Raw genomic sequence first — 22,691 nt, 5'->3', positions numbered from 1 at the left:
GCCGTGCACGCGGGGGTTTTCACGCAGCCGAGCCGGTTTGCGCGCTTGTCCTACAGGGGCGCCGCGTGTCCGCCGCCAGGGCTGCGGCCGCTTGGCGATCAGTCCGCGATCGTGTCGGCCGCGACGGCCGAGGAGGGCACCGCCCCCTTGCGCACGTTGAGCCAGGCGCTGGCCGCGCCGCACACGGCCACCACGCCCATGCCGACCCAGCCCCACTGGTCGGGCGCGTGGCCCAGCACCGCGTAGCTGACGGCCGCGGCGAAGGCGATCTGCGTATAGACGAACGGCATCAGCGTCGACGTGGGCGCGAGGCCCAGCGCGAGGATCAGCAGCAGGTGGCCGGTGGTGCCGAGCAGGCCGATGCCGAGCATCAGCGCGAGGTGGCCGGCGGTGGCGGCCTGCAGGGTGCCGACGATGTCGATCGGGCTCGACAGCAGCAGCGGCGTGAGCACCGCGGTGCCGGTCAGGCCCGTGTAGAAGTGCGTGGTGAACGGGCTCTCGAGCGCGGCGAGCTTGCTCGTGAGCACCTGGAAGCTCGCGTAGCTCACGGCCCCGGCGAGCGGCAGGAACACCGCCCAGCCGAACATGCCGCTGCCCGGGCGGATGACGATCAGCGCGCCCGCGAAGCCGCCGCACACCAGCGCCCAGCGCAGCGCCGAGACCCGCTCGTGCAGCACCCAGCCCGCGAGCAGCGTGACGATCACCGGCGTGAGCATGTTGATGGCGGTGAACTCGGCGACGGGCAGGTACTGCACGCCGTAGAAGCTTGCCGAACTCGTGAGCAGCAGCAGGATGCCGCGCAGCAGCTGGAACTTCGGATGGGCCGCGCGGAAGGTCGACGTCTTCGAGCGCAGCAGCCAGACGGTCATCACGAGCGTCTGGGTCAGGTAGCGGCCCCACATGATCAGCAGCACCGGCACGAACGCGCCGAGGTACTTGATGGACGTGTCCATCGTCGCGAAGCACCCCGCCATCAGCAGGATCAGCGCGATGCCGAGGGTGGGGTGGTGCCCCTTCACGCCGGCGACGCCACGCGGTGCGCGAGCGCCTGCCACACCGGGGTCAGCTTCGCGGGCAGCGGCGGCAGCCGGCCCAGGTCGACGTGGCTTTCCTCGGGGCTGTGGAAGTCGGAGCCCCGCGAGGCCAGCAGGTCGAACTCGGTCGCCATGCCGGCGTACTTCACGAAGTCGGCCGCCGTGTGGCTGCCGGTGATGACCTCCACGCCACGCCCGCCGTGGGCGATGAACTCGGTGAAGAGCGCGTACTCCTCGTTCGGCGTGAACTTGTAGCGGCCCGGGTGGGCGATGACGGCCGTGCCGCCGGCGCCGGTGATCCAGCGCACCGCGTCGCCGAGCTTCGCCCAGCGGTGGGGCACGTAGCCGGGGCGGCCCTCGATCAGGTAGCGGCGGAACACCTCCTGGGTGTCGCTGCACACGCCGCTGTCCACCAGGTGGCGGGCGAAGTGCGTGCGGGAGATGAGTTCGGGGTTGCCGACGTACTTGAGCGCCCCCTCGTACGTGCCGGTGATGCCGGCCTTCGCCAGGCCTTCGGCCATCTCGCGGGCGCGCGCCTCGCGGCCGTTGCGGGTGGCCCACAGGCCCTGCACGAGCGTGGTGTCGTCGGGGTCGAAGCCGAGGCCCACGATGTGCACCGTGACGTTCGCGAAGGTGACCGAGATCTCGACGCCGGTGAGGTACGCCATGCCCTGCTCGCGGGCGGCGGCCAGGGCGCGGTGCTGTCCGCCCACCTCGTCGTGGTCGGTGAGGGCCCACAGGGCGACCCCGTTCGCCTTCGCCCGGGCGGCGAGCACCTCGGGCGTGAGCGTGCCGTCCGACACCACGGAGTGGCAGTGCAGGTCGGCGTTGAGGTCGTTGTTCAGGGTTTCCACCGAGACATTGTAGGCAGCGGGTGGACCCCGTGCCCGGCGCAGGTCCTTTCAGCGTGGCGTGAGTCGCAGAATCCGCCCGTCGTCGTTGTCCGTCAGCAGGTACAGCCAGCCGTCCGGGCCCTGGCGCACGTCGCGCAGGCGCTCGTCGAGGTCGGCGAGCAGGCGTTCCTCGCGCACCACCTTGCGGCCGTCGAGCTCCAGGCGCACGAGCACCTTGCCCCGCAGCGCGCCGACGAAGAGGCTGCCCTTCCAGCCGGGGTAGCGGTCGCTCGTCAGGAAGGCCATGCCGCTCGGGGCGATGGACGGCACCCAGTAGGTGACCGGGTCCTCGATGCCGGGCTTGGAGGTGCCTTCGCCGATCTTCTGGCCGCTGCCGTACTCGGCGCCGAAGGTGATCACCGGCCAGCCGTAGTTGCGCCCGCCGAGGTCCACGTTGACCTCGTCGCCGCCCTGCGGGCCGTGCTCGTGGGTCCACAGTTCGCCGGTGGTGGGGTGCAGCGCGGCGCCCTGCATGTTGCGGTGCCCGTAGCTCCAGATCTCGGGCAGGGCGCCGGGCGTCTTCACGAACGGGTTGTCGTCCGGCACGCCGCCGTTGGCCTCGATGCGGATCGTCTTGCCGAAGTGGGTGCCGAGGTGCTGCGCGTCGGCACGGCGGGCGAAGCGGTCACCGAGGGTGATGAACAGGCGGCCGCTGCGGTCGAACACGAGGCGCGAGCCGAAGTGGGCGGTGCCGGCGTGCTTGTCCTTCTGGCGGAAGATCACCGCCACGTCGGCGAGGCGGTTGCCGTCGAGCCGGCCGCGGGCCACGGCCGTGCCGTTCTTGCCCGTGTCGTCGCCGGTGCCCGGCTCCGAGTAGCTGAGGTAGACCCGGCGGTTCGCCGCGAAGGACGGGTCGAGCACCACGTCGAGCAGGCCGCCCTGGCCGCGGGCGTCGACCTTGGGCACGCCGTCGATCGGGGCGCCCAGCTTGCCGTCCGGCGTGACGAGGCGCAGGCGCCCGGGGCGTTCGGTGACGAGCATCCGCCCGTCGGGCAGGAAGGCGATGCCCCAGGGGTTCTCGAGGCCCTTCGCGACGGTGACCACCCCGAGTTGCGGATCGGCGCGCACGCAGGCGCCGGTCAGCAGGAGGGAGGTCAGGATGAACAGGCGGCGGGCGATGGGCATGGCGAGGGTTCCTGGTGGTTCAGACGATCCCTTCGACGATCATTTGGACTCTTTGTTTCCCGTTGTACTCATCCAATCGCAATTGATAGGCGAGGGTGACGCGTTCGCCCACCGGTTCGCTGTGCCCGAACCAGATGGCGTCCCGCACCGTGCCGCCGTGGCGCACGGCGAGCTTCAGGTGCTTCTCGCCCACGAGCCGCTGGGAGATCACCTCCACCTCGTCGCTGAACACCGGGGGCTCGAAGGCCTGGCCCCACACCTGGGCGTCGAGCGAGCGCACGGTTTCGGGGGTGAAGTAGCCGGCCTCGAGCGGGCCGTCGGTCATCAGCGTGCGCGACAGCGTGGCGGCGTCCAGCCACTCGCCGGCCACCTCGCGCAGTGCGCGCTCGAACACGGGGAAGTCGCTCTCGGCCAGCGTCGCGCCGGCGGCCATCGCGTGGCCACCGAAACGCACCAGCACGCCGGGGTGGCGCTTGCTGACGAGGTCCAGCGCGTCGCGCAGGTGGAAGCCGGGGATGGAGCGGCCCGAGCCCTTGAGCAGGCCGTCCTGGCCCTTCGCGAACACGAAGGTGGGCCGGTGCAGCCGGTCCTTCATGCGGCCGGCGACGATGCCGACCACACCCTCGTGGAAATCGGGGTCGTAGAGCGCGAGCGCGGGCGGCGGGTCGCCGGCGAGGCCGCCCTGGGCCAGCAGGTCCTCGAGCATGCCCTCGGCGTGCTCGCGCATGCCGGCCTCCACCTCGCGGCGTTCGCGGTTGATGGTGTCGAGCTGCTGGGCGAGTTCGTGCGCGCGCGCGGGGTCGTCCGTCAGCAGGCATTCGATGCCCAGCGTCATGTCGGACAGCCGGCCCGCGGCATTGATGCGCGGGCCGATCGCGAAGCCGAAGTCGAAGCCGCACGCACGCCGCGCGTCGCGCCCGGCCGCGGCGAACAGCGCGGCGACCCCGGCCTGCATCTTCCCGGCACGGATGCGCTTCAGGCCCTGGGCGACGAGGCGGCGGTTGTTCGCGTCGAGCCGCACGACGTCGGCCACCGTGCCCAGCGCCACCAGGTCGAGCAGCGCATCCAGGCGCGGCTGGTTCTCGGGCGTGAAGGCGCCGCGCGAGCGCAGCTCGGAACGCAGGGCCAGCAGCACGTAGAACATCACGCCCACGCCCGCGAGGTTCTTGCTCTCGAAGCCGCAGTCCGGCTGGTTCGGGTTCACGATCACCGTGGCGTCGGGCAGCACCGTGCCGACGCCGTCTTCCTTGGCCGGCAGGTGGTGGTCGGTGACGACCACGTCGAGCCCGCGGGCGCGGGCGTGGGCCACGCCGGCGAGGCTCGCGATGCCGTTGTCGACGGTCAGCAGCACGTCGGGTGTCACGGTCATCGCCAGTTCGACGATGGCGGGCGTCAGGCCGTAGCCGTGCACCGCGCGGTCGGGCACCACGTGGGTCAGCGTGCCCGGTGCGGCGCCGAGCAGCGCGAGGCCGCGCAGCGCGACGGCGCAGGCGGTGGCGCCGTCGCAGTCGTAGTCGGCGACGACGCAGATGCGCCGCCGGGCGGCGAGGGCGTCGGCGAGGAACCGCGCGGCCTCGGTCGCGCCCTTGAGCTGCGCGGGGGGCAGCAGGCGGGCGAGGCCGTCGTCGAGTTCGTCGAAGCGGCTCACGCCGCGGGCGGCGAAGAGCCGCGCGAGCAGCGGAGGCACGCCGGCCTGCTCCAGCGCCCAGAGGGGGCGGGGCGGCACGTCGCGGCGGACAATGGAGGGGGTGTTCATCACAGGGCCGCCAGCAGCGGGTAGGGGGCGGGCGCGCTGAACTGCCGGCGCATGCGGGTCCACAGCGGCTGCGGCTGCAGTTCGAGGCGCTGGGCGAAGCGTTCGCCGGACAGCGTGAGGGTCACCGGCTGGTCCTGGCGCGCGCGTTCGGCGGCCTCGGCGAGCGGGCCGGCGTCGAGCGCCCGCCAGGCCTCGGCCCAGCCGGCCCAGTCGCCCGCGAGGGCGGGCTGGCGCAGGCGGTGGTCGACGACGCGGTCCCGGTCTTCCGGCACCGGCTGGGCGCGGCCGCAGCCGCTCAGCCAGAACGAGTTGACCGGGAGCGCGCCGAGCCCCACGCGTTCGTCGTTCAGCGAGTGCTGGTACAGCAGCATCTGCACCTCGTTCTGCAGCCGGCGCAGGAGGCGCGCCTGCGGGTGCGTGGGCATCCACAGGTCGATGTTGCGGCCCACCACGCGGTCGAGCGACGCGGAGGGCAGGTTGTCGAGGCTGTCGTGGGCGGCGAACCAGCGGCCGGGCGAGCCCCAGGCGAGCGACCAGCCCTCGCTCTCGAACAGCGGCTTCACCGCCTCGTACAGCGTGTGCGAGGCCTGGGCGCTGAGGAAGAGGGCGTGCGGATCGGCGAGGCTCACGTGGTCGGCGCCCACGTGCCAGTGGACCGGGGTCAGCTGGCCCCAGGCCGCCGTGCCGGTGTCGACACCGTCGGCCGCGGCGGCGTGGGCCGCCCAGGGCAGGCAGCCGTCGTCGCCGGACCAGCCGAAGGCCTCGGCCAGCGCGCGTTCGTGCGGGGTGTTGAGCGTGTATTCGTCGGTGCCGGTGCGTCGCGTCGGGGTGAGTCGGGCGAACAGTTTCGACAGGTTCGGCAGCGTCAGGTCGCGGAGCGTGTGGAGCCCGCTGTCGGACATCACGGAGGCGAACGGAATCATCAGGTGCATGGGTGGATTATCCCGGTTGGGGCGCAATGCCCCTACGGCGGCCCCGTCACCAAGGGTTCATGCGGGCGCCACGGCCGCGTCACACCCGGGGGGGACGATGCAGGTCCATGCAAACCGAAGCCGCCATCCTCCGTGCATGGGCCGAGCCGCCGCCGGACGACGAACCGTCGCCCGGCCGCAAGGCGAGATACCGTGCGGTCTGGATCTCCGACCTGCACCTGGGGACACCCGGCTGCCAGGCCGAGGCGCTGCTCGATTTCCTGAGACACGTGGAGTGCGACCACCTGTTCCTGGTGGGCGACATCATCGACGGCTGGCAGCTGCGCCGCAGCTGGTACTGGCCGCAGGCCCACAACGACGTGGTGCAGAAGCTGCTGCGCAAGGCGCGCAAGGGCACGCGGGTGATCTTCATCCCCGGCAACCACGACGAATTCGCCCGGCGCTACGTGGGCCACAACTTCGGCGGCATCGACGTGGCCGAGGAGTGGATCCACGAGACGGCCGACGGCCGCAAGCTGTGGGTCATGCACGGCGACTTGTTCGACGGCGTGATCCAGTGCGCCAAGTGGCTCGCCCACGTGGGCGACACGCTGTACGAGTTCACGTTGAAGCTCAACCGCTACCTGAACTCCCTGCGGGCCCGCCTCGGCCTGCCGTACTGGAGCCTCTCCAAGTACCTGAAGCTCAAGGTCAAGCGGGCCGTGAGCTACGTGGGCGACTTCGAGAACGCCGTGGCCCGCGAGGCGCGCCGGCGCGGCGTGCACGGGGTGGTCTGCGGCCACATCCACCACGCCGAGATGCGCGACATCGAAGGCGTTCTGTACGCCAACGACGGCGACTGGGTCGAGAGCCTCACGGCCCTGGTCGAACACGCCGACGGCCGGCTCGAAATCCTCGACTGGTCGGCCCGCCTGCCCGGCCGTGCGGTCCCTGCGGTGGCGGTGGCCGCATGAAGGTCGCACTGGTCACCGACGCCTGGAAGCCCCAGGTCAACGGGGTGGTCACCACACTCGTGGAACTGCACGAGGGCCTGCTCGCTCGCGGCCACGAGGTGGTGCTGATCGAGCCGTCCGGCTTCCGGCGCTTCGCCTGTCCCGGGTACCGCGAGATCGAACTCGCCTGGCGGCCGGGCCGACAGGTCGCGAAGCTGCTGGAAGCCGCCGACGCGGACGCGATCCACATCGCCACCGAAGGGCCGCTCGGCTCGGCGGCACGGGCCTGGTGCCTCAAGCACAAGCGCCGCTTCACCACGGCCTTCCACACCCGGTTCCCCGAGATCCTCGCGCGGGCGCTGCACATTCCCGAGCGCTGGGGCTACGCCTGGTTCCGCCGCTTCCACGCGCCGTCGTCCGGCATCCTGGTGCCGAGCCACGGCATGTACGGCATCCTCGAAGGCTACGGCTTCGCGCCGCTCAAGCCCTGGTCGCACGGGGTCGACCTGCGGCTCTTCAAGCCGGTCGAGGGCGCCGACCTCGGCCTGCCGCGTCCCGTCTTCCTCCACGTCGGGCGCCTGAGCTACGAGAAGAACCTCGAGGCCTTCCTCGACCTGGACCTGCCCGGCTCGAAGGTGGTCTACGGCGTGGGTCCGCTCCAGGAACGCCTGCAGCGCGCCTATCCGAACGTGCACTGGCGCGGCGTGGTGCCCCGCAGCGAACTGGTGAACATCTACAGCGCGGCCGATGCCTTCGTGTTCCCCGGCCGCTCGGAGACCTTCGGCCTCGTGATGCTGGAGGCCCTGGCCTGCGGCACGCCGGTCGCGGCCTACCCCGTGCCCGGTCCGCTGGACGTGCTGGGATCCGATGCCGCGGGGGGCGTGCTCCACGAGGATCTGCGCACCGCGGCGCTGAAAGCACTCGAAGTGCCTCGAGATCAGGCCCGTTCGCGTGCGTTGACGATGGATTGGGACGCGGTGTGCAGCCAGTTCATCGGACACCTAGTGCTCGCCCGTGACACTGTCGTGACGACTGTCACAAAACCGCCATCGGACTTTCATAAACTGGTGTCATGACCGATGACGCCCCGACGCTCGCCCTGCTGAACCGCGAACGCGCCATACTGAACTTCAACCGGCGGGTGCTCGCCCAGGCCCGGCGCCCCGACGTCCCGCTGCTCGAACGGCTGCGGTACATCTGCATCGTGTCGTCCAACATGGACGAGTTCTTCGAGGTGCGGTTCGCCGACTACATCGAGGCGGCGCGCGTGCCCGGGGCCGGGGTCTCGAACCGCGACCTGGAGGCCATCGCCGCCGACGCCCACGCGCTCATCGACGACCAGTACCACGCGTTCAACGACGAGGTGATGCCGGCGCTGAAGAAGCACCACATCGAGATCCTCAACCACAGCGAGCGCAACGAGGCGCAGCGCCAGTGGGTGAGCCAGTTCTTCCACCGCCAGGTGCGGCCGCTGCTGGTGCCGGTGGGCCTCGACCCGTCGCACCCGTTCCCGCAGGTCGCCAACAAGTCGCTGAACTTCATCGTGCGCCTGGGCGGCAAGGACGCGTTCGGCCGCGAGAACACCATCGCCATCGTGAAGGTGCCGCGGGTGCTGCCGCGCGTGATCCGCCTGCCGGCCGAGATCTCCGGCGGCACGCAGTCCTTCGTGCTGCTGACGAGCGTGATCCGCGCCCACCTCGACGAGCTGTTCCCCGGCCGCGAGGTCGAGGCCTTCTCGCAGTTCCGCCTCACGCGCGACTCCGACCTCGAGGTCGACGAGCAGGACGTGACGAACCTGCGCCAGGCCCTGCGTTCGGGCCTGACCACGCGCCACTTCGGCCAGGCCATCCGGCTCGAGGTGGTCAACACCTGCCCGCCCGAGCTGTCGCAGTTCCTGCTGGAGCAGTTCGCGCTGCCGCCGGCGGCGCTGTACCAGGTCAACGGGCCGGTGAACCTCGTGCGCCTGAACGCGCTGATCGACGGCGCCGTGGCACCCGAGCTGCATTTCCCGCCCTACGACGCACCGTGGCCGGCCGGCCTGGCCCGTGGCATTCCCATCTTCGAGCAACTGCAGCAGCGCGACGTGCTGATGCACCACCCGTTCGAATCGTTCGAGCCGGTGGTGCAGTTCCTGCGCGAAGCGGTCCACGACCCCGACGTGCTGGCCATCAAGCAGACCATCTACCGCACCGGCAGCGAGTCGCCGCTGATGGACCTGCTGATCGAGGCGGCCCGCCGCGGCAAGGAAGTGATGGCCGTCGTGGAGCTGAAGGCCCGCTTCGACGAAGAGGCCAACATCAACTGGGCGGAGCGGCTGGAGGCCGTGGGCGCGCAGGTGGTGTACGGCATCGTGGGCCTGAAGACCCACGCGAAGCTGCTGCTGGTCACGCGCCGCGAAGGCACGCGCTTGCGCCGCTACGGCCACCTCTCCACCGGCAACTACAACCCGAAGACCGCGCGGCTCTACACCGACGTGGGCTACCTGACGTCCGATGCCGACCTGACCTCGGACGCCGACGCGGTGTTCCAGCAGCTCGCGAGCCTCGGCAAGACGCGCCCGCTGCGCCAGCTGCTGCAGGCGCCGTTCGCGCTGCACCGGCAGATGGTCAACCACATCGACCAGGTGGCCGCGGCTGCCCGCGACGGCAAGCCGGCCCGCATCGTCGCGAAGATCAACGCACTGACCGACGTGCCCATCATCGCCGCGCTGGTGAACGCCGCGAAGGCCGGCGCGCACATCGACCTGATCGTGCGCGGCGCCTGCATGCTGCCGCCGAAGGTGCCGGGCGTGACCGACCGCATCCGCGTGATCTCGGTGGTGGGCCGCCTGCTCGAACACTCGCGCGTGCTGTACTTCCGCTGGGGCGCCACCGAGGCCGAGGAGGCGCTGTTCCTGTCGAGCGCCGACTGGATGGGGCGCAACATGTTCCGCCGCATCGAGGTGGCGTGGCCCGTGCGCGACGTGAAACTGCGCCAGCGCGTGATCGACGAATGCCTGGTGCCGTACCTGCACGACCGGAAGGACGCGTGGGAGCTGGAGGCCGACGGCAACTACGTGCGCCTCGGCACCGAAGGGCCCTGCGCGCAACAGGCCCTGATGGCGAGACATTCCGGGAGCGACTGATGGACCTCATTCTGTGGCGGCATGCCGAAGCCCACGTGATCAAGGAGGGTCAGTCCGACCTCGACCGTTCGCTCACCACGAAGGGCGAGCGACAGGCCCAGCGCATGGCCGAGTGGCTGAACCAGCGGCTCGCCCACTCCACGCGCATCCTCGTGAGCCCGGCGGTCCGCACGCAGCAGACGGCCAAGGCCCTCGACCGCAACTTCAAGACCGTGCCGGCGATCGCCCCCGAGGCGTCGCCGGTGGCGCTGCTGAGCGCGGCGCGCTGGCCCGATGCCAGCGAGCCGGTGCTCATCGTGGGCCACCAGCCCACGCTCGGGCAGGTGGCGGCGCTGCTGCTCGGCGAGGTGCACCAGACGTGGGTGCTGAAGAAGGGGGCCGTGTGGTGGCTGCGGCAGCGCGAGCGCGAGGGGGTCTCGCAGGTGCTGGTCCAGGCCGTGATGTCCCCGGACCACCTGTAAGAAAGAAGACGCGGAAGACGCCGTCACTTCTGCGAACGCCGGGGCCCACTCGACCCGGGGGCGTGCCTGGATTGCAGTGGATCCCGGCGTTCGCCCACTGCTGTCCGGGGAAAAAACGGAAGATCGGCGACAGGCCCGATCCCGAGCGGGATGCAACGCATCTGCCGAAGTCGTGACTCGATCGCATCGCAAAAACAAGCTGTCATCCCGGCGCAGGCCGGGACCCTGGGCGTTGTGCCCCGCTCAGGCTCCAGAAAGTCCTCCGCGATGGCTTGCTGCCCTCGTGCCGAGGCGCAGTGTCTCGATGTTCAACGCCGCGCTTCCGAGAAGGCTCAGGGTCCCGGCCTGCGCCGGGATGACAAGTATTTTGAGGGCGTCTGATTTTCCCCGGACAGCAGTGGGCGTTCGCCGGGATGACTCCACGCGGGTCAGTCCCACTTCGGCGCCAGACCTTCCGGGTTGACGAGCCGCTCGCCGCGGTCCAGTCCCGCGATGCGTTTCATCTCGTCCGCGCGCAGCACCAGCGTGGCCGCCTTCAGATTGCTGTCGAGGTTCACGCGTTTCGTCGACGACGGGATCACGGCGTACCCCGACTGCATCGCCCACGCGAGCACCACCTGCGCCGGCGTCGCGCCCCGTGCCGCGGCGATCTCGCCGATCACCGGGTCGCCCAGCACCTTGCCGTAGGCGAGGGTCATGTACGAGGTCACGTGGATGCCACGCGCCTTGGCGAACCCCGTGGCCGTGCGGTTCTGCAGATAAGGGTGCAACTCGATCTGGTGGCTCGCGATGCGGTCGGCACCGACCGCGTCGATGGCCTGCTGCAGCAGCGCGTTGTTGAAGTTCGAGACCCCGATCAGGCGCGTGAGCCCCTGGTCCTGCGCGTCGGCCAGCGCCCCCATGAACTCGGCGACGGGCACCGCGCCGCCGGGTGAGGGCCAGTGGATCAGCGTCAGGTCGACCTGCTCGGTGCGCAGCTTGCGCAGGCTCTCCTTGAGGCTGTCGGCAAGGCGGTCCTTCGCGAGGTGTTCGGTCCAGACCTTCGTCGTGAGGAACAGCTCGCGGCGTGGCACGCCGCTGTCGGCGATGGCCTGGCCCACCTCGGCTTCGTTGCCGTAGATCTGGGCGGTGTCGATGAGGCGGTAGCCGGCCTGCAGGCCCTGGCGGACGGAGTCGAGGGCCGCGTCGCCCTTGAGACGGAAGGTGCCGAGGCCGAGGGCGGGGATGGTGTTGTTCATGGTGACTTTCATTCAGTGGGCGGCCGTTGCGGCGCGGTGGGCGAGGGGAGGCGAGCGGCGGTCGAGCACACCGCTCCACGTGGTGAGGCCCAGCGACACGAGGACGACGAGGGCGCCGATCCAGGGGGTGTGCATCAGGCCGAGGTGGGTGACGATCAGGCCGCCGGCCCACGCAGCGCCGGCGATGCCGAGGTTGAACGCGGCGATGTTCAGGCCCGAGGCCACGTCCACCGCCTGCGGCGTGTGGCGTTCGGCCTGCTGCACCACGTACACCTGCAGGCCCGGCACGTTGCCGAACGCGACGGCGCCCCAGGCGAGCACGGTGGCCACGGCGAGCCACGGGTGCGGCGCGGTCAGGTTGAAGACGAGCAGCACGGCCGCCAGCAGCGCGAAGATGACCTTCAGCGCGGGGATGGGGCCGAGCCGGTCGGCGAGCTTGCCGCCCCACAGGTTGCCGGCGGCCACCGACAGGCCGTAGACGAGCATCACCCAGCCCACGGCGCCTTCGCTGAAGCCGGACACGTCGGTGAGGATCGGCGCGAGGAACGTGAACGGGATGAACGAACCACCGTACCCGATGGCCGTCTTCGCGTAGACCAGCAGCAGGCGCGGCTCGGCGAGCACGCGGGCCTGCACCGCGAGCGAGGCGGGCGGACTGTGCCGGATGGACTTCGGCACGAACACCGCGCTGCCGATGAAGGCGACGACCCCGAGCAGCGACACCGCGAGGAAGGTCTCGCGCCAGCCGAAGTGCTGGCCGATGAACGTGCCGAGCGGCACACCCGTCACCAGGGCGACGGTGAGGCCCGTGAACATGATGGCGATGGCGCTCGCGGCCTTCTCCTTCGGCACGAGGCCCGTGGCGATCGTGGACCCGATCGAGAAGAACACGCCGTGGGCGAGGCCGGTCAGCACCCGCGCCGCGACGAGCGTGCCGTAGCCGGGCGCCTGCCAGGCGAGCAGGTTGCCGAGCGTGAAGAGCGCCATCAGCGACAGCAGCAGCGTCTTGCGGTGCACCTTGCCGGTGAGGGCAGTGAGCACCGGCGCGCCGATGGCCACGCCCAGGGCGTAGAGGCTGACCAGCAGGCCGGCGGACGGCAGGCCGATGCCGAGGTCCGCGGCCACCGTGGGCAGCAGGCCCACGATCACGAACTCGGTGGTGCCGATGGCGAAGGCGCTGAGGGTCAGCGCCAGCAGGGCGAGGGGCATGAAAGAACTCCGGTGGATGTCATGGGAGCGGAGTGTGGGCCGTTCGCTTTTGCAGAAAAACACCCCAGTGGGCACAATGTTCTTGACTGGAAATCAAGAATCATGAAAACCACTCTCGAAGAGCTGCTGGCCTTCGCCACGGTGATGGACACCGGTTCCATCACCGCCGCCGCCGAGGCGCTCGACCAGACCGTCTCGGGCGTGAGCCGGGCGCTTGCGCGGCTCGAGCGCAAGCTCGACACCACGCTGCTCCGGCGCACCACGCGGCGCATCGAACTGACCGAGGAGGGTGCGGCCTTCCTCGCGCACACGCGGGCCATCCTCGCGTCCATCGACGACGCCGAGGAGCAGATGGCCGCGCGTCGCCAGCAGCCGGTGGGCCGGCTGCGGGTCAATGCGGCCACGCCGTTCATGCTGCACGCCATCGTGCCGCTCGTGCCCGAGTTCCGCGCGCGCTACCCCGGCATCACGCTCGAACTCGACACCGACGAGCTCAACATCGACCTGATCGAGCGCCGCACCGACATCGCCATCCGCATCGGCACGCTGCGCGACTCCACGCTGCACGCCCGGCCGCTCACCACGAGCCGCCTCCGCGTGCTGGCGAGCCCCGCGTACCTCGCGTCGCGCGGAAAGCCGCGCTCGGTCGCGGCGCTGTCGGGCCACACGCTGCTCGGCTTCACGCAGCCCGAATCGCTCAACCGCTGGCCGCTGCGGGGCGAGCACGGTGATGAATGGGCGGTGTCGCCGGCCATCACCGCGTCCAGCGGCGAGACGCTGCGCCAGCTGGCGCTCGCCGGCGCGGGCATCGTGTGCCTGTCCGACTTCATGACCGCGGCCGACCGCGGGCGCGGCGACCTGGTGGAGGTGCTGCCGCGCCTGACCGCCGACGTGCGCCAGTCCGTCAACGCCGTGTACTACCGCAACACGCAGCTGGCAGCGCGCGTCACCTGCTTCCTGGACTTCGTCGGGGCGAAACTGTCGCCGACGTGACGATGCACGCCGGTGGGCGGCGTGCGATCATGAGGGCATGAAGTCCGAAGTCCAAGAACTGGTCGAGCTGCTGCAGGTGGAGCAGCTCGAGCAGAACCTCTTCCGCGGTGTCAGTGGCGACATCGGCAGCCCGCGCGTGTTCGGCGGCCAGGTGCTGGGCCAGGCCCTGATGGCCGCGGCGCTCACGGTCGAGGCCGACCGCTCCGTCCACTCGCTGCATGCCTACTTCCTGCGCCCGGGCGACAAGAACGCGAAGATCGTCTACGACGTCGACCGCATCCGCGACGGCGGCAGCTTCACCACGCGCCGGGTGGTGGCCATCCAGCACGGCCAGCCCATCTTCGGGTTCGCCGCGTCGTTCCACGTGCGCGAGGAGGGGCCGTCCCACCACGGCGACATGCCCCAGGTGCCCGGCCCCGAGGGCCTGATCAGCGACCTCGAGTTCCGCCGCCAGCACATTGACCGGCTGCCCAAGCGCCTGCGCGACGTGCTGCATGCCGAGACGGCCATCGAGATCCGCCAGGTGGCCCCGCTGGACCCCATCGACCCCGCCCCGGCGCCGCCGCGCAACGACGCCTGGTTCCGCGCCATCGACCGCCTGCCCGACGACCCGGTGCTGCACCAGGCCATGCTGGCGTATTCGTCCGACTTCGGGCTGCTGCGCTCGGCGCTCGCCCCGCACGGCATGAGCTTCATGAAGGGCGACGTGCAGGTCGTGAGCCTGGACCACGCGATGTGGTTCCACGACACCTTCCGCATGGACGAATGGCTGCTGTACGCCACCGACTCGCCCGCGGCCGGCAACGCCCGCGGCTTCTGCCGCGGCAGCATCTTCACGCAGGATGGGCGGCTGGTGGCTTCGGTCGCGCAGGAAGGCCTGATGCGCACCAAGGCCCTGCCGGGGTCGTCGCTGAAAGGCTGAGCCGCGCACCGGGATGTTGCGCGAGATCAACATTCCGGGACATTCACGCGCAAAACTGGCCGAATCGGTCTAAACGCACATTCATGTGAGTGAATGCGAGCGTCGAGGTTCAGAGGTGGATCGGAAGGTCCGATGAAGGGTTCGCCGCGGCATGTGCCCGGCCGCGGCGGCGCCGCGATCCACCCTGCAGTACCCCTCCACCGATGACCCTCGACGTCCTGAGCTTCCGCCTGACCCGCATGGCGGGCCGCCTCGTTTCCATCGCCACCTGCGCCCTGACCGGCCGCCGCATCATCGGCGCCGCCGTCGGCCTCGGCCTCGCGTTCGGCGCGCAGGCCGCCGACGTGCTGATCATCAACTACAACCTCGTGCCGACCACCGACACGAACCTGCAGACCCGCCTGCAGCTGGCCGGCAACACCGCCACCATCATCTCGTCGGGCGCGCTGCCGACCGACCTGTCCATGTACAGCCAGGTGTGGGACCTGGGCGCGAACGCCGCCATCAGCAGCGGCTACGCCAACACGATCACCAGCTACCTGCAGGGTGGCGGCACCATGTTCATGATGGGCGAGAACTCGGGCTATGGCGCCCTCCGCAACGCCGCGCTGTCGACGCTGCTCGGCACGCTCGGGGGCGGCCCGGTCACGACGGGCGGTTACTCGCCCGGCACGCAGGCCATCATCCCGGAGCTGCTGACGGTCAACAACACCAGCAGCGTCACCTTCAACGCCGTCGGCAAGTTCACCAACGTGGGCTCCGGCCTGTGCATCACCATCGAATGCGGCGCCGCGGCCTGGGGCGCCGGTACGCTGAGCAACGCGATGCGCGGCTCCATCGTGTCGGTGCTCGACGTCAACTTCCTCGACAGCGACAACTTCCAGCCCCTCTTCACCGACAACCTGATCGGCTACCTCGTCCAGCAGGGCCAGATCGGCAACGGTCCGTCCGCCACCGACATCGGAACCGGCGCGGCCTCCTATGACGCCAGCAACCTCGGCACCACGCTGAACCCCGTCTTCCACGGCGGCACGCTGAACATCGACGCGCCGAACATGACGCTGGCGCAGAACTTCGCCATCGGCACCGAGGGCGGCACGATCCAGGCGGTGGCCACGAACGTGACCGTCACCGGCACGATCGCCGACGACGTGGCCGGCACGCCGGGCGCGCTGACGGTGACGGGCGCGGGCGGCCGCGTGACGCTCCAGGGCGTCAACACGTACACGGGCGCCACCACGGTCGCGCCCGGCACCACGCTCGCGCTGTCGGGCGCCGGCAGCATCGCCACGTCGTCCACGGTGGTGGCCGACGGCACGCTCGACGTGTCCGCCGCCAGCGCGCCGGCCGCCGTCCAGTCGCTGGGCGGTTCGGGCCGGGTCGAACTGGGCGCCAACTCGCTGGTGATCCAGCACGGCGCGAACACCTTCGGCGGCGTCGTCGCCGGCACGGGCGGTGTCGCCGTCGCGGGCGGCACGCAGACCTTCACCGGCGCGAACCTGTACTTTGGCGCGACGCAGGTGGCCAGCGGCGGCACGCTGGTGCTGTCGGGCACCGGCACCATCGCCGCGTCGTCGTCGGTCACGGTCGACGGCACGCTCGACGTGTCGGGCACGTCCGGCGCCGCGTTGCAGAACCTGCACGGCACGGGCGCGGTGCAGCTGGGCGCGCAGACCTTGCTGCTGCAGGGCACCCAGTCGGCCTTCGCGGGCACCGTGGCGGGCACGGGCGGCGTCCGGCTGGCGCCGGCCAGCACCGCCGTGCTGTCGGGCAGCAGCGCCTACACGGGCGCCACCACCATCGGCTCGGGGGCGACCCTCGCGCTGAGCGGCGCGGGCAGCATCGCCGCGTCGTCCGGCGTGACCAACGCCGGCACGCTCGACATCTCGGGCAGCACCGCGGGTGTCACGCTGGCGGGCCTGACCGGCAACGGCCAGGTGGTGCTCGGCAGCAGCACGCTGACGCTGTCGCAGGGCCTGGGCGGTTTCGGCGGCAGCATCAGCGGTGCGGGCAACGTCGTGCTGGGTGGTGGATCGACCACCTACGGCACCGACCAGGCCTACACCGGCACCACCACCGTCCACGGCGGTGTGCTGAGCGTCAACGCGCTGCTCGCCGGCGCGGTGAACGTGGCGAGCGGTGCCGAGCTGCACGGCTCGGGCCGCATCGCCGGCCCGATCACCGTCGCCGCCGGCGGCCGCCTCGCCCCGGGCAACTCGCCGGGCGTGATGACCACGAACAGCACGGTCACCCTGTCCGCGGGCTCGACCTTCGATGTCGACGTGAACGGCGCCACCGCCGGCAACGACGCGGGCTTCCACGACCAACTCGTCGTCACCGGCAGCACGAGCCAGTTCGTCGCGAACGGCGCGACGCTCGACGTGCACCTCACCGACATTGCCGGCCTCGGCGCCTACACGGCCTATGTGCCGAAGGTGGGCGACACGTACCGCATCGTCGTGGCCGAAGGTGGCATCGGCAGCACGCGCTTCGCGGCGCTCGACCAGCCGGATGGCCTCGCCGCGGGCACCCGCCTGCGCCTGGTCTACAACACCGGCACCGGCCTGCAGACCATCGACCTGAAGGTCGTGCCGACCTCGCTGGCCGCCTACGGCGCCTCGGTGCGCTACAACCGCAACGCGCTGGCCGTCGCCACGTCGATCGACCGCATGCTGGCCGCCGACGATGCCGGCACCGCCACCGCTGCTCAGTCCGCGATGGGCAACGCCGTGCTGGCCCTGGACGGCGCCGCGCTCGACGCGACCCTCGTGGCCCTGAGCGGCGAGATCCACGGTGCACTGGCCGCAGCGCAGCCCCTGTCGGGCCAGCAGCTGCAGGGTGCCGTCGCCAAGCACCTGTCGATGTCGACGACGGAGGGTGAAGCCCGCCTGACCGGCTGGGCCGACTACAGCACCGGCGAGACCCGCTGGTCGGCCGATGCCGTCTCGTCCGGCGCCCGTGCCACGCACAACGCACTGACGGTGGGTGTCGACGTGTGGCAGTCCGGTGTGTCGCGCGTCGGCGTGGCCGCCGCGTCGACCTCGACGCAGGTGGGTTCGTCGGCCGGCAGCTCCGGCAAGCTCGAGGACACGCTGGCGGTGGTCTACGGCCAGCACGGCGTGGCCGGTTTCATCGGTGACGCCCAGCTGGGCTACGGCACCGGCCATTCGCGCAGCAACCGCGCCGACCCGCTCGACGCGCAGGCCGAACGCCTGACGACGAACCTGTCGACGCGCCAGCAGTTCGCGGCCGTGGGGGTGCGCAAGGCCTTCGACGTGGCCGGCACCGCGCTCGAGCCGTTCGCGCGGTTCGGCGTGCAGCAGGTCAAGCGCGATGCGGGTTCCGAAGGGGGCGCCTCGCCGTCGGCCCTGTCGATCGGTGAACTCTCGGCCACGGGCAATCGCCTCACGGCGGGCCTGTCGGTCACCGGTTCGGAGAAGAACCCGATGGTCTCGGCCTACACCTTCCGCGGCACCGTCGCGGTGGGCCGCGACGGCGGCGACCTGCTGAACCCGGTGGTGGCCACGACGCTGAACGGCATGGCCGGCAGCGTGCAGGCCCCGGACGTGGGCCGCGGCTTCGTGGCGGCCAACGTGTTCGCCACCCGCCAGATCGTGCCGGGCGCCTACGCCTTCGCCGGCCTGAGTGGCGAGGCCCGTTCGAACCGCGTGCAGAAGGCGGTGTCGGTGGGCGCGGCGATCGAGTTCTGATCGCCTCCGGCGGGTGATCCCCGGCGGGAGCCGCGGGTCACCCGTTTTCGGTCCAGTCGAAATCGAGCTGGCGGGCCGTGCGTTCGGCGAGCGCGCGGCCCGCGAGCCGTTCGACGAGGTGCAGGCTCATGTCGATGCCGGCGGAGATGCCGGCGCTGCTGACCACCGCGCCCTCGTCGACCCAGCGCACGCCGGTGCGCACGTCCAGGCCCGGGAACATCGCCCGCAGGTCGTCCACGTCTTCCCAGTGCGTGGTCGCGGCCTTGCCGTCGAGCACCCCGGCCTTCGCGAGCAGGAAGGCCCCGGTGCACACCGAGGCCGTGAGCTTCGTCGCGCCCGCCACGCGGCGCACCCAGTCGATCACCGCGGGCTGTTCCAGCTCGGCCGTCACCACGCCGCCCGGCACGATGACGAGCTCGAGCGGCGGGTGGGTGTCGAAGGTGCTGTCGGGCAGCACGGGCAGGCCGGCGCGGGCGCGCACCGGGTCGGCCGAGCGGGCGATGGTCAGCACGCGGAACAGGTCCTCGTCGTGGGTGCGCCGGTGCAGGCGCGAGGCGCACGTGAAGACCTCGTAGGGGCCCGCGAAGTCGAGCACTTCGACCTGGTCGAAGACGTGGATGCCGATGGTGAGGGTCATGGTCTTCCTTGGGTTACATCGCGATGTAGCGTCCGGGCCGGTGATTGACCGCCAGGGTCATGTTCAGCACCACCGCGCCCACGAGCGAGTACGCGATGCGCTCCGGCGCCACGACGAAGAGGGCGGCGGCCACGAGCACGCCGTCGACCACCATCTGGACCTTGCCGGCACGCCAGCCGCGGTCCTGCTGCAGCAGCAGCGCGACGATGCCGAAGCCGCCCAGGCTCGCCTGGTGGCGGAACAGGATCAGGAAGCCGGTGCCGCACAGCAGGCCGCCCGCCACCGCCGCGTACAGCGGGTGCAGCGCATCGAAGCGCACGACGTGCGGCTGCAGTTCCGTGAAGAGCGACAGCAGCGCCACGGCCGCGAAGGTCTTGAACGTGAACACGCGGCCCATGCGCTTCCAGGCGATCCAGTAGAAGGGCAGGTTGATCAGGAAGAAGAGCTTCCCGAACGCGATGCCGGTGGCGTAGTGCAGCAGGAACGCGAGGCCCGCGGTGCCGCCGGTCAGCAGCCCGGTGTGCGTGAACATCGCGACCCCGAGGGCGATCAGCAGCGTGCCGGACAGCAGGGCCTGCACGTCCTCGGCGCGGGAATGGCGTTCGACGGTGTCGTTCATGTCTCGAGTGTCGCCGCACAGCCCCGTCGCGGCGAAGGTCTTTTCATGCAACTTATGATGTAGCATGAAACGAGACAGCAAGTTGTCGGGCGTCCTGCACGTCCTCCTCCACATGGCCGAGTCCGAGCACCCCGCCACGTCCGAGTCGCTCGCCGCGGCGATGCACACGAACCCCGTCGTCGTGCGGCGCCTGATGGGCGGGTTGCGCGAAGCCGGGTTCGTGGCGTCGGCCAGGGGCCATGGCGGGGGCTGGGTGCTCTCGTGCCCGCTCTCGGCCATCAGCCTGCGCGACATCCACGAGGCCGTGGGCGCGCCCGCGCTGCTGGCCGTGGGCCACCGCACCGAAAGCCCGGGGTGTCTCGTCGAGCAGGCGGTCAACGCCGCGCTCGGCGGCGCCTACCGCGACGCCGAGGCCCTGCTGCTCGAACGCCTCGGCGAGGTCACGCTCGCCGACCTTTCCGAAGACTTCCACCAGCGCCTCGTGCGCGGTGGCCACACCCTGGAGGACATGACCCATGACGTTTGACGTGCTGGTGGTCGGCGGCAGCTTCGCCGGCCTGTCGGCGGCGATGCAACTCGCCCGCGCCCGCCGCCCCGTGTGCGTGGTGGACGCCGGCGCGCCGCGCAATCGCTTCGCCGAAGCGTCGCACGGCTTCTTCGCGCAGGACGGCGTGCCGCCGTTCGAGCTGCTCGAGCAGGCGCGCGGGAAGCTCCGTGCATACCCGTCCGTGACCTTCGTCGACGCGTTCGCCACGTCGGCCCGTGCGGACGGCGGCGGCTTCGTGCTGGGACTCGACGGGCATGCCCCGCTGAGGGCGCGCAAGTTGGTGCTGGCCCACGGTGTGCGCGATGTGCTGCCCGAGATCGGTGGGCTCGCCGAACGCTGGGGCCGCACCGTGCTGCACTGTCCGTACTGCCACGGGTACGAGGTGGCGGGGCGGACGCTCGGCGTGCTGTCGACGTCTCCGATGTCGGCGCACCACGCCGCGCTGGTGGCGGACTGGGGGCCGGTCACGCTGCTGCTGGACGGGCCGGACACCCTGTCCGACGAGGACCGGGCCCTGTTGCGGCGGCGGAACGTGGCGGTGGCGACCGGGCGCGTGGTCGCGCTGGAAGGTGACGCCCCGGCCTTGACCGCCGCCGTGCTGGACAACGGGCGCAGGGTGCCGCTGGAGGCGCTGTTCATCGGCCCGCGCACCGTCCCGGCCAGCCCGCTCGCCGACCAGCTGGGCTGTGCCTTCGACGAGGGCATGGCCGGCTCGGCGATCCGGGTCGACGAGATGAAGCAGACCACCGTGCCGGGCGTGTTCGCGGCCGGCGATGCGGCGCGGGGCATGCACAACGCCACCTTCGCGTCGGCCGACGGCGTGATGGCCGGCGTGGCGGCGCACCGCTCCCTCGTGTTCGACCTCTGAAATGCACCTTCGGGCAAGGTGACGCCGGCTGCGAGATGCGCTGCAATCGGGCATCGTGTCCCGAGGGGCGTGCATGCGGCATCTTCCGTTCGTCACCGTGCTGGTCTGGCTGTTCTGGTGCGGAGCGCCGCTGGCGCAGCCTGCGGTGCCGGCCAGCGCGCCGGCCAGCGCACCGGCCACCCCACCCGCGGGGCCGGGAGGCGACGAGGCCGTGGTCTCGCTGCTCAACCGGCCCATCGCCGTGTTCCGCGCGCCGTTCTTCGGCATCGCTCCCGCCGAGCGCGCCCGGCGCACCCAACGCATGCTGACCGAGCTGCTCGACCGGGGTGGTCCGGGCCAGGTGACCGTCCAGCAGGATCCGCTCGGCAGCGTGCTCTTGATCGACGGCACCTTCGCGATGGTGCTCACCGAGCAGGACGTCGACGCGGTCCGCCGCGAGACGCTGCCCGGCATCACCGCGGCGGCGGAACGGTCGCTCGCCCAGGTCATCTCCGAGACGCGGGAGTCGCGCGACCGCGGTCGCCTGCTGCGCGCGGTGGCGTGGTCGGCGCTGGCGACACTCGCGTTCGGCCTCGCCGCATGGATCGTCTGGCGGCTTCGCGGGCGCGTGGCCGCGCGGGCGGCTCGCCTGCTGGCCACCCGCGCGGCCGGCGTGCGGGTGGCGGGGGCGCCGCTCGTGGCCCTGCCGCGCCTGCGGGCCGTCACGCACTGGGCCTTCGGGGTCGTGTCGTGGCTGCTGCTGGCGCTGTTCAGCTACCAGTGGCTCGTGTTCGTGCTCACGCAGTTTCCGGTCACGCGGGCCTGGGGCGAACGCCTCGGCCATTTCCTCGTCGGGGTGGCGGCGCAGCTGGGCCACGGGATGCTGCGGGCGGTTCCCGACCTCATCGTCGCGGCGCTGATCTTCCTGATCGCCAAGCTGATCGTGGACGCCCTCGGCCCCATCTTCGACCGCGTCGCGCAGGGCGGGTCCGCCACGCGCTGGCTCGACCGCGACACCGTCGGCCCCACCCGGCGCATCGTCGCGGTGGCCATCTGGCTGTTCGCGGGCGTGATGGCCTATCCCTACCTGCCCGGCTCGGACAGCGATGCGTTCAAGGGGGTGTCGGTGCTCGTGGGGGTGATGATCACGCTGGGCGGATCGAGCCTCATCGGACAGGGCGCGAGCGGGCTGATCCTGATGTACTCGCGCACGCTGCGCGTCGGCGAGTACGTGCGGATCAGCGACCAGGAGGGCACGGTGACCGAGTTGGGGGCGTTCACCACGAAGATCCGCACCGGCCTCGGCGAGGAGGTGACAGTGCCGAACGCCGTGGTGCTCGGCACCACCACGAAGAACTACTCGCGTGCGGTGAAGGGCCGCGGCTGGGTGCTCGACACCACGGTGACCATCGGCTACGACACGCCGTGGCGCCAGGTGCAGTCGCTGCTGCTGGCGGCGGCGTCACGCACCGACGGGATCCTGGCCGACCCCGAGCCGCGGGTGTTCCAGACCGCGCTGTCGGACTTCTATGTGGAGTACCGCCTCGTGACCCAGGCCGTGCCCGAACTGCCGCGTCCGCGCGCCGAGGTGCTGAGCGTGCTGCACGCCCACGTGCTGGACGTGTTCGCCGAGGCCGGCGTGCAGATCATGTCGCCGCACTACCTCGGTGACCCGGCGGATGCGAAGGTGCCGCCACCGGCCCGCTGAAACC

19 protein-coding genes are annotated in these 22,691 nt (G+C 71.1%); 10 read left to right on the top strand and 9 right to left on the bottom strand.

Annotated features, from left to right (window positions below; genetic code table 11):
• Window positions 1–98 precede the first annotated feature (98 nt).
• From A4W93_RS19650 to A4W93_RS19630, 5 genes are read right to left on the bottom strand one after another with little or no spacing between them, the layout of a single operon-like run.
• On the bottom strand, window positions 99–1,019 hold the full coding sequence (locus tag A4W93_RS19650; protein ID WP_085754244.1) for a DMT family transporter: 921 nt from the start codon (window positions 1,017–1,019) through the stop codon (window positions 99–101).
• Window positions 1,016–1,879, bottom strand: coding sequence for a 3',5'-nucleoside bisphosphate phosphatase (locus tag A4W93_RS19645; protein WP_085754243.1), 864 nt, complete (start codon window positions 1,877–1,879; stop codon window positions 1,016–1,018). Before A4W93_RS19645 ends, A4W93_RS19650 begins: the two co-directional genes overlap by 4 nt.
• A gap of 57 nt (window positions 1,880–1,936) precedes the next feature.
• Window positions 1,937–3,052, bottom strand: coding sequence for a PQQ-dependent sugar dehydrogenase (locus A4W93_RS19640; protein WP_085752218.1), 1,116 nt, complete (start codon window positions 3,050–3,052; stop codon window positions 1,937–1,939).
• 19 nt (window positions 3,053–3,071) lie between these two features.
• Window positions 3,072–4,808, bottom strand: a complete 1,737-nt coding sequence (gene recJ, locus A4W93_RS19635) for a single-stranded-DNA-specific exonuclease RecJ (RefSeq protein ID WP_085752217.1) — start codon at window positions 4,806–4,808, stop codon at window positions 3,072–3,074.
• Window positions 4,808–5,740: a hypothetical protein gene (locus A4W93_RS19630; protein ID WP_085752216.1), complete on the bottom strand. Its 933-nt coding sequence runs from the start codon at window positions 5,738–5,740 to the stop codon at window positions 4,808–4,810. The genes recJ and A4W93_RS19630 overlap by 1 nt, the downstream gene beginning before the upstream one ends.
• 107 nt (window positions 5,741–5,847) lie before the next feature.
• On the opposite strand from A4W93_RS19630, the gene A4W93_RS19625 reads away from it, so the two are divergent.
• Genes A4W93_RS19625 through sixA form a run of 4 tightly spaced genes read left to right on the top strand, consistent with a single transcriptional unit; the run spans window position 5,848 to window position 10,257 of the window.
• Window positions 5,848–6,693, top strand: a complete 846-nt coding sequence (locus A4W93_RS19625) for a UDP-2,3-diacylglucosamine diphosphatase (protein ID WP_085752215.1) — start codon at window positions 5,848–5,850, stop codon at window positions 6,691–6,693.
• Window positions 6,690–7,748, top strand: a complete 1,059-nt coding sequence (locus A4W93_RS19620) for a glycosyltransferase family 4 protein (RefSeq protein WP_085752214.1) — start codon at window positions 6,690–6,692, stop codon at window positions 7,746–7,748. The genes A4W93_RS19625 and A4W93_RS19620 overlap by 4 nt, the downstream gene beginning before the upstream one ends.
• Window positions 7,745–9,796: a polyphosphate kinase 1 gene (gene ppk1 / locus A4W93_RS19615; RefSeq protein WP_085752213.1), complete on the top strand. Its 2,052-nt coding sequence runs from the start codon at window positions 7,745–7,747 to the stop codon at window positions 9,794–9,796. The genes A4W93_RS19620 and ppk1 overlap by 4 nt, the downstream gene beginning before the upstream one ends.
• Entirely contained in the window at window positions 9,796–10,257 is a 462-nt protein-coding gene (gene sixA, locus A4W93_RS19610) for a phosphohistidine phosphatase SixA (RefSeq protein ID WP_085752212.1), read from the top strand. The genes ppk1 and sixA overlap by 1 nt, the downstream gene beginning before the upstream one ends.
• A 428-nt stretch (window positions 10,258–10,685) precedes the next feature.
• On the opposite strand, the gene dkgB is transcribed toward sixA, so the two are convergent.
• Together dkgB and A4W93_RS19600 are read right to left on the bottom strand one after the other, a co-directional pair.
• Entirely contained in the window at window positions 10,686–11,495 is an 810-nt protein-coding gene (gene dkgB / locus A4W93_RS19605; RefSeq protein ID WP_085752211.1) for a 2,5-didehydrogluconate reductase DkgB, read from the bottom strand.
• A gap of 12 nt (window positions 11,496–11,507) precedes the next feature.
• Window positions 11,508–12,704 carry an MFS transporter gene (locus A4W93_RS19600; RefSeq protein WP_085752210.1) on the bottom strand — a complete coding sequence of 399 codons (1,197 nt, stop codon included), beginning with the start codon at window positions 12,702–12,704 and terminating at the stop codon, window positions 11,508–11,510.
• A 102-nt stretch (window positions 12,705–12,806) separates the two neighbouring features.
• On the opposite strand from A4W93_RS19600, the gene A4W93_RS19595 reads away from it, so the two are divergent.
• The 3 genes from A4W93_RS19595 (at window position 12,807) to A4W93_RS19585 (ending at window position 18,329) form a co-directional block, all read left to right on the top strand.
• A complete protein-coding gene (locus A4W93_RS19595) occupies window positions 12,807–13,697 on the top strand; it encodes a LysR family transcriptional regulator (protein WP_085752209.1) in 891 nt (296 codons plus the stop codon).
• A 37-nt stretch (window positions 13,698–13,734) separates the two neighbouring features.
• On the top strand, window positions 13,735–14,619 hold the full coding sequence (locus tag A4W93_RS19590) for an acyl-CoA thioesterase (protein WP_085752208.1): 885 nt from the start codon (window positions 13,735–13,737) through the stop codon (window positions 14,617–14,619).
• A gap of 203 nt (window positions 14,620–14,822) precedes the next feature.
• The gene (locus tag A4W93_RS19585; protein WP_085752207.1) at window positions 14,823–18,329 is read left to right on the top strand and encodes an autotransporter outer membrane beta-barrel domain-containing protein; all 3,507 of its coding nucleotides are present in this window, start codon (window positions 14,823–14,825) and stop codon (window positions 18,327–18,329) included.
• Between the two features lie 37 nt (window positions 18,330–18,366).
• Here the strand turns inward: A4W93_RS19585 and A4W93_RS19580 are convergent, their stop codons facing one another.
• On the bottom strand, window positions 18,367–18,966 hold the full coding sequence (locus A4W93_RS19580; protein ID WP_085752206.1) for a DJ-1/PfpI family protein: 600 nt from the start codon (window positions 18,964–18,966) through the stop codon (window positions 18,367–18,369).
• Window positions 18,967–18,979: 13 nt separating this feature from the next.
• Window positions 18,980–19,585 (bottom strand): YitT family protein, encoded by a 606-nt coding sequence (locus tag A4W93_RS19575; protein ID WP_085752205.1) that lies wholly within the window; start codon window positions 19,583–19,585, stop codon window positions 18,980–18,982.
• Between the two features lie 64 nt (window positions 19,586–19,649).
• Between A4W93_RS19575 and A4W93_RS19570 the strand changes: the two genes are divergently transcribed.
• From A4W93_RS19570 to A4W93_RS19560, 3 genes are all read left to right on the top strand, one after another.
• Window positions 19,650–20,111, top strand: a complete 462-nt coding sequence (locus A4W93_RS19570; protein WP_085752204.1) for an Rrf2 family transcriptional regulator — start codon at window positions 19,650–19,652, stop codon at window positions 20,109–20,111.
• Entirely contained in the window at window positions 20,101–21,000 is a 900-nt protein-coding gene (locus A4W93_RS19565; protein WP_085752203.1) for an NAD(P)/FAD-dependent oxidoreductase, read from the top strand. The genes A4W93_RS19570 and A4W93_RS19565 overlap by 11 nt, the downstream gene beginning before the upstream one ends.
• A gap of 73 nt (window positions 21,001–21,073) precedes the next feature.
• On the top strand, window positions 21,074–22,687 hold the full coding sequence (locus A4W93_RS19560) for a mechanosensitive ion channel family protein (RefSeq protein ID WP_085752202.1): 1,614 nt from the start codon (window positions 21,074–21,076) through the stop codon (window positions 22,685–22,687).
• Window positions 22,688–22,691: the final 4 nt, after the last annotated feature.

Source organism: Piscinibacter gummiphilus (assembly GCF_002116905.1).
Lineage (GTDB): Bacteria > Pseudomonadota > Gammaproteobacteria > Burkholderiales > Burkholderiaceae_C > Rhizobacter > Rhizobacter gummiphilus.
Note: the sequence above shows the minus strand (reverse complement) of the source record. Positions and strands in the feature narration are given on the sequence as shown.

Excerpts from the sequence above, each read along its gene's own strand:
- A4W93_RS19560 (WP_085752202.1), top strand. The coding sequence starts at position 21,074 with ATGCGGCATCTTCCGTTCGTCACCGTGCTGGTCTGGCTGTTCTGGTGC.
- A4W93_RS19590 (WP_085752208.1), top strand. The coding sequence starts at position 13,735 with ATGAAGTCCGAAGTCCAAGAACTGGTCGAGCTGCTGCAGGTGGAGCAG.
- A4W93_RS19580 (WP_085752206.1), bottom strand. The coding sequence starts at position 18,966 with ATGACCCTCACCATCGGCATCCACGTCTTCGACCAGGTCGAAGTGCTC.
- ppk1 (WP_085752213.1), top strand. The coding sequence starts at position 7,745 with ATGACCGATGACGCCCCGACGCTCGCCCTGCTGAACCGCGAACGCGCC.
- A4W93_RS19625 (WP_085752215.1), top strand. The coding sequence starts at position 5,848 with ATGCAAACCGAAGCCGCCATCCTCCGTGCATGGGCCGAGCCGCCGCCG.
- sixA (WP_085752212.1), top strand. The coding sequence starts at position 9,796 with ATGGACCTCATTCTGTGGCGGCATGCCGAAGCCCACGTGATCAAGGAG.
- dkgB (WP_085752211.1), bottom strand. The coding sequence starts at position 11,495 with ATGAACAACACCATCCCCGCCCTCGGCCTCGGCACCTTCCGTCTCAAG.
- recJ (WP_085752217.1), bottom strand. The coding sequence starts at position 4,808 with ATGAACACCCCCTCCATTGTCCGCCGCGACGTGCCGCCCCGCCCCCTC.
- A4W93_RS19620 (WP_085752214.1), top strand. The coding sequence starts at position 6,690 with ATGAAGGTCGCACTGGTCACCGACGCCTGGAAGCCCCAGGTCAACGGG.
- A4W93_RS19585 (WP_085752207.1), top strand. The coding sequence starts at position 14,823 with ATGACCCTCGACGTCCTGAGCTTCCGCCTGACCCGCATGGCGGGCCGC.
- A4W93_RS19600 (WP_085752210.1), bottom strand. The coding sequence starts at position 12,704 with ATGCCCCTCGCCCTGCTGGCGCTGACCCTCAGCGCCTTCGCCATCGGC.
- A4W93_RS19570 (WP_085752204.1), top strand. The coding sequence starts at position 19,650 with ATGAAACGAGACAGCAAGTTGTCGGGCGTCCTGCACGTCCTCCTCCAC.
- A4W93_RS19565 (WP_085752203.1), top strand. The coding sequence starts at position 20,101 with ATGACGTTTGACGTGCTGGTGGTCGGCGGCAGCTTCGCCGGCCTGTCG.
- A4W93_RS19630 (WP_085752216.1), bottom strand. The coding sequence starts at position 5,740 with ATGCACCTGATGATTCCGTTCGCCTCCGTGATGTCCGACAGCGGGCTC.
- A4W93_RS19595 (WP_085752209.1), top strand. The coding sequence starts at position 12,807 with ATGAAAACCACTCTCGAAGAGCTGCTGGCCTTCGCCACGGTGATGGAC.
- A4W93_RS19575 (WP_085752205.1), bottom strand. The coding sequence starts at position 19,585 with ATGAACGACACCGTCGAACGCCATTCCCGCGCCGAGGACGTGCAGGCC.
- A4W93_RS19640 (WP_085752218.1), bottom strand. The coding sequence starts at position 3,052 with ATGCCCATCGCCCGCCGCCTGTTCATCCTGACCTCCCTCCTGCTGACC.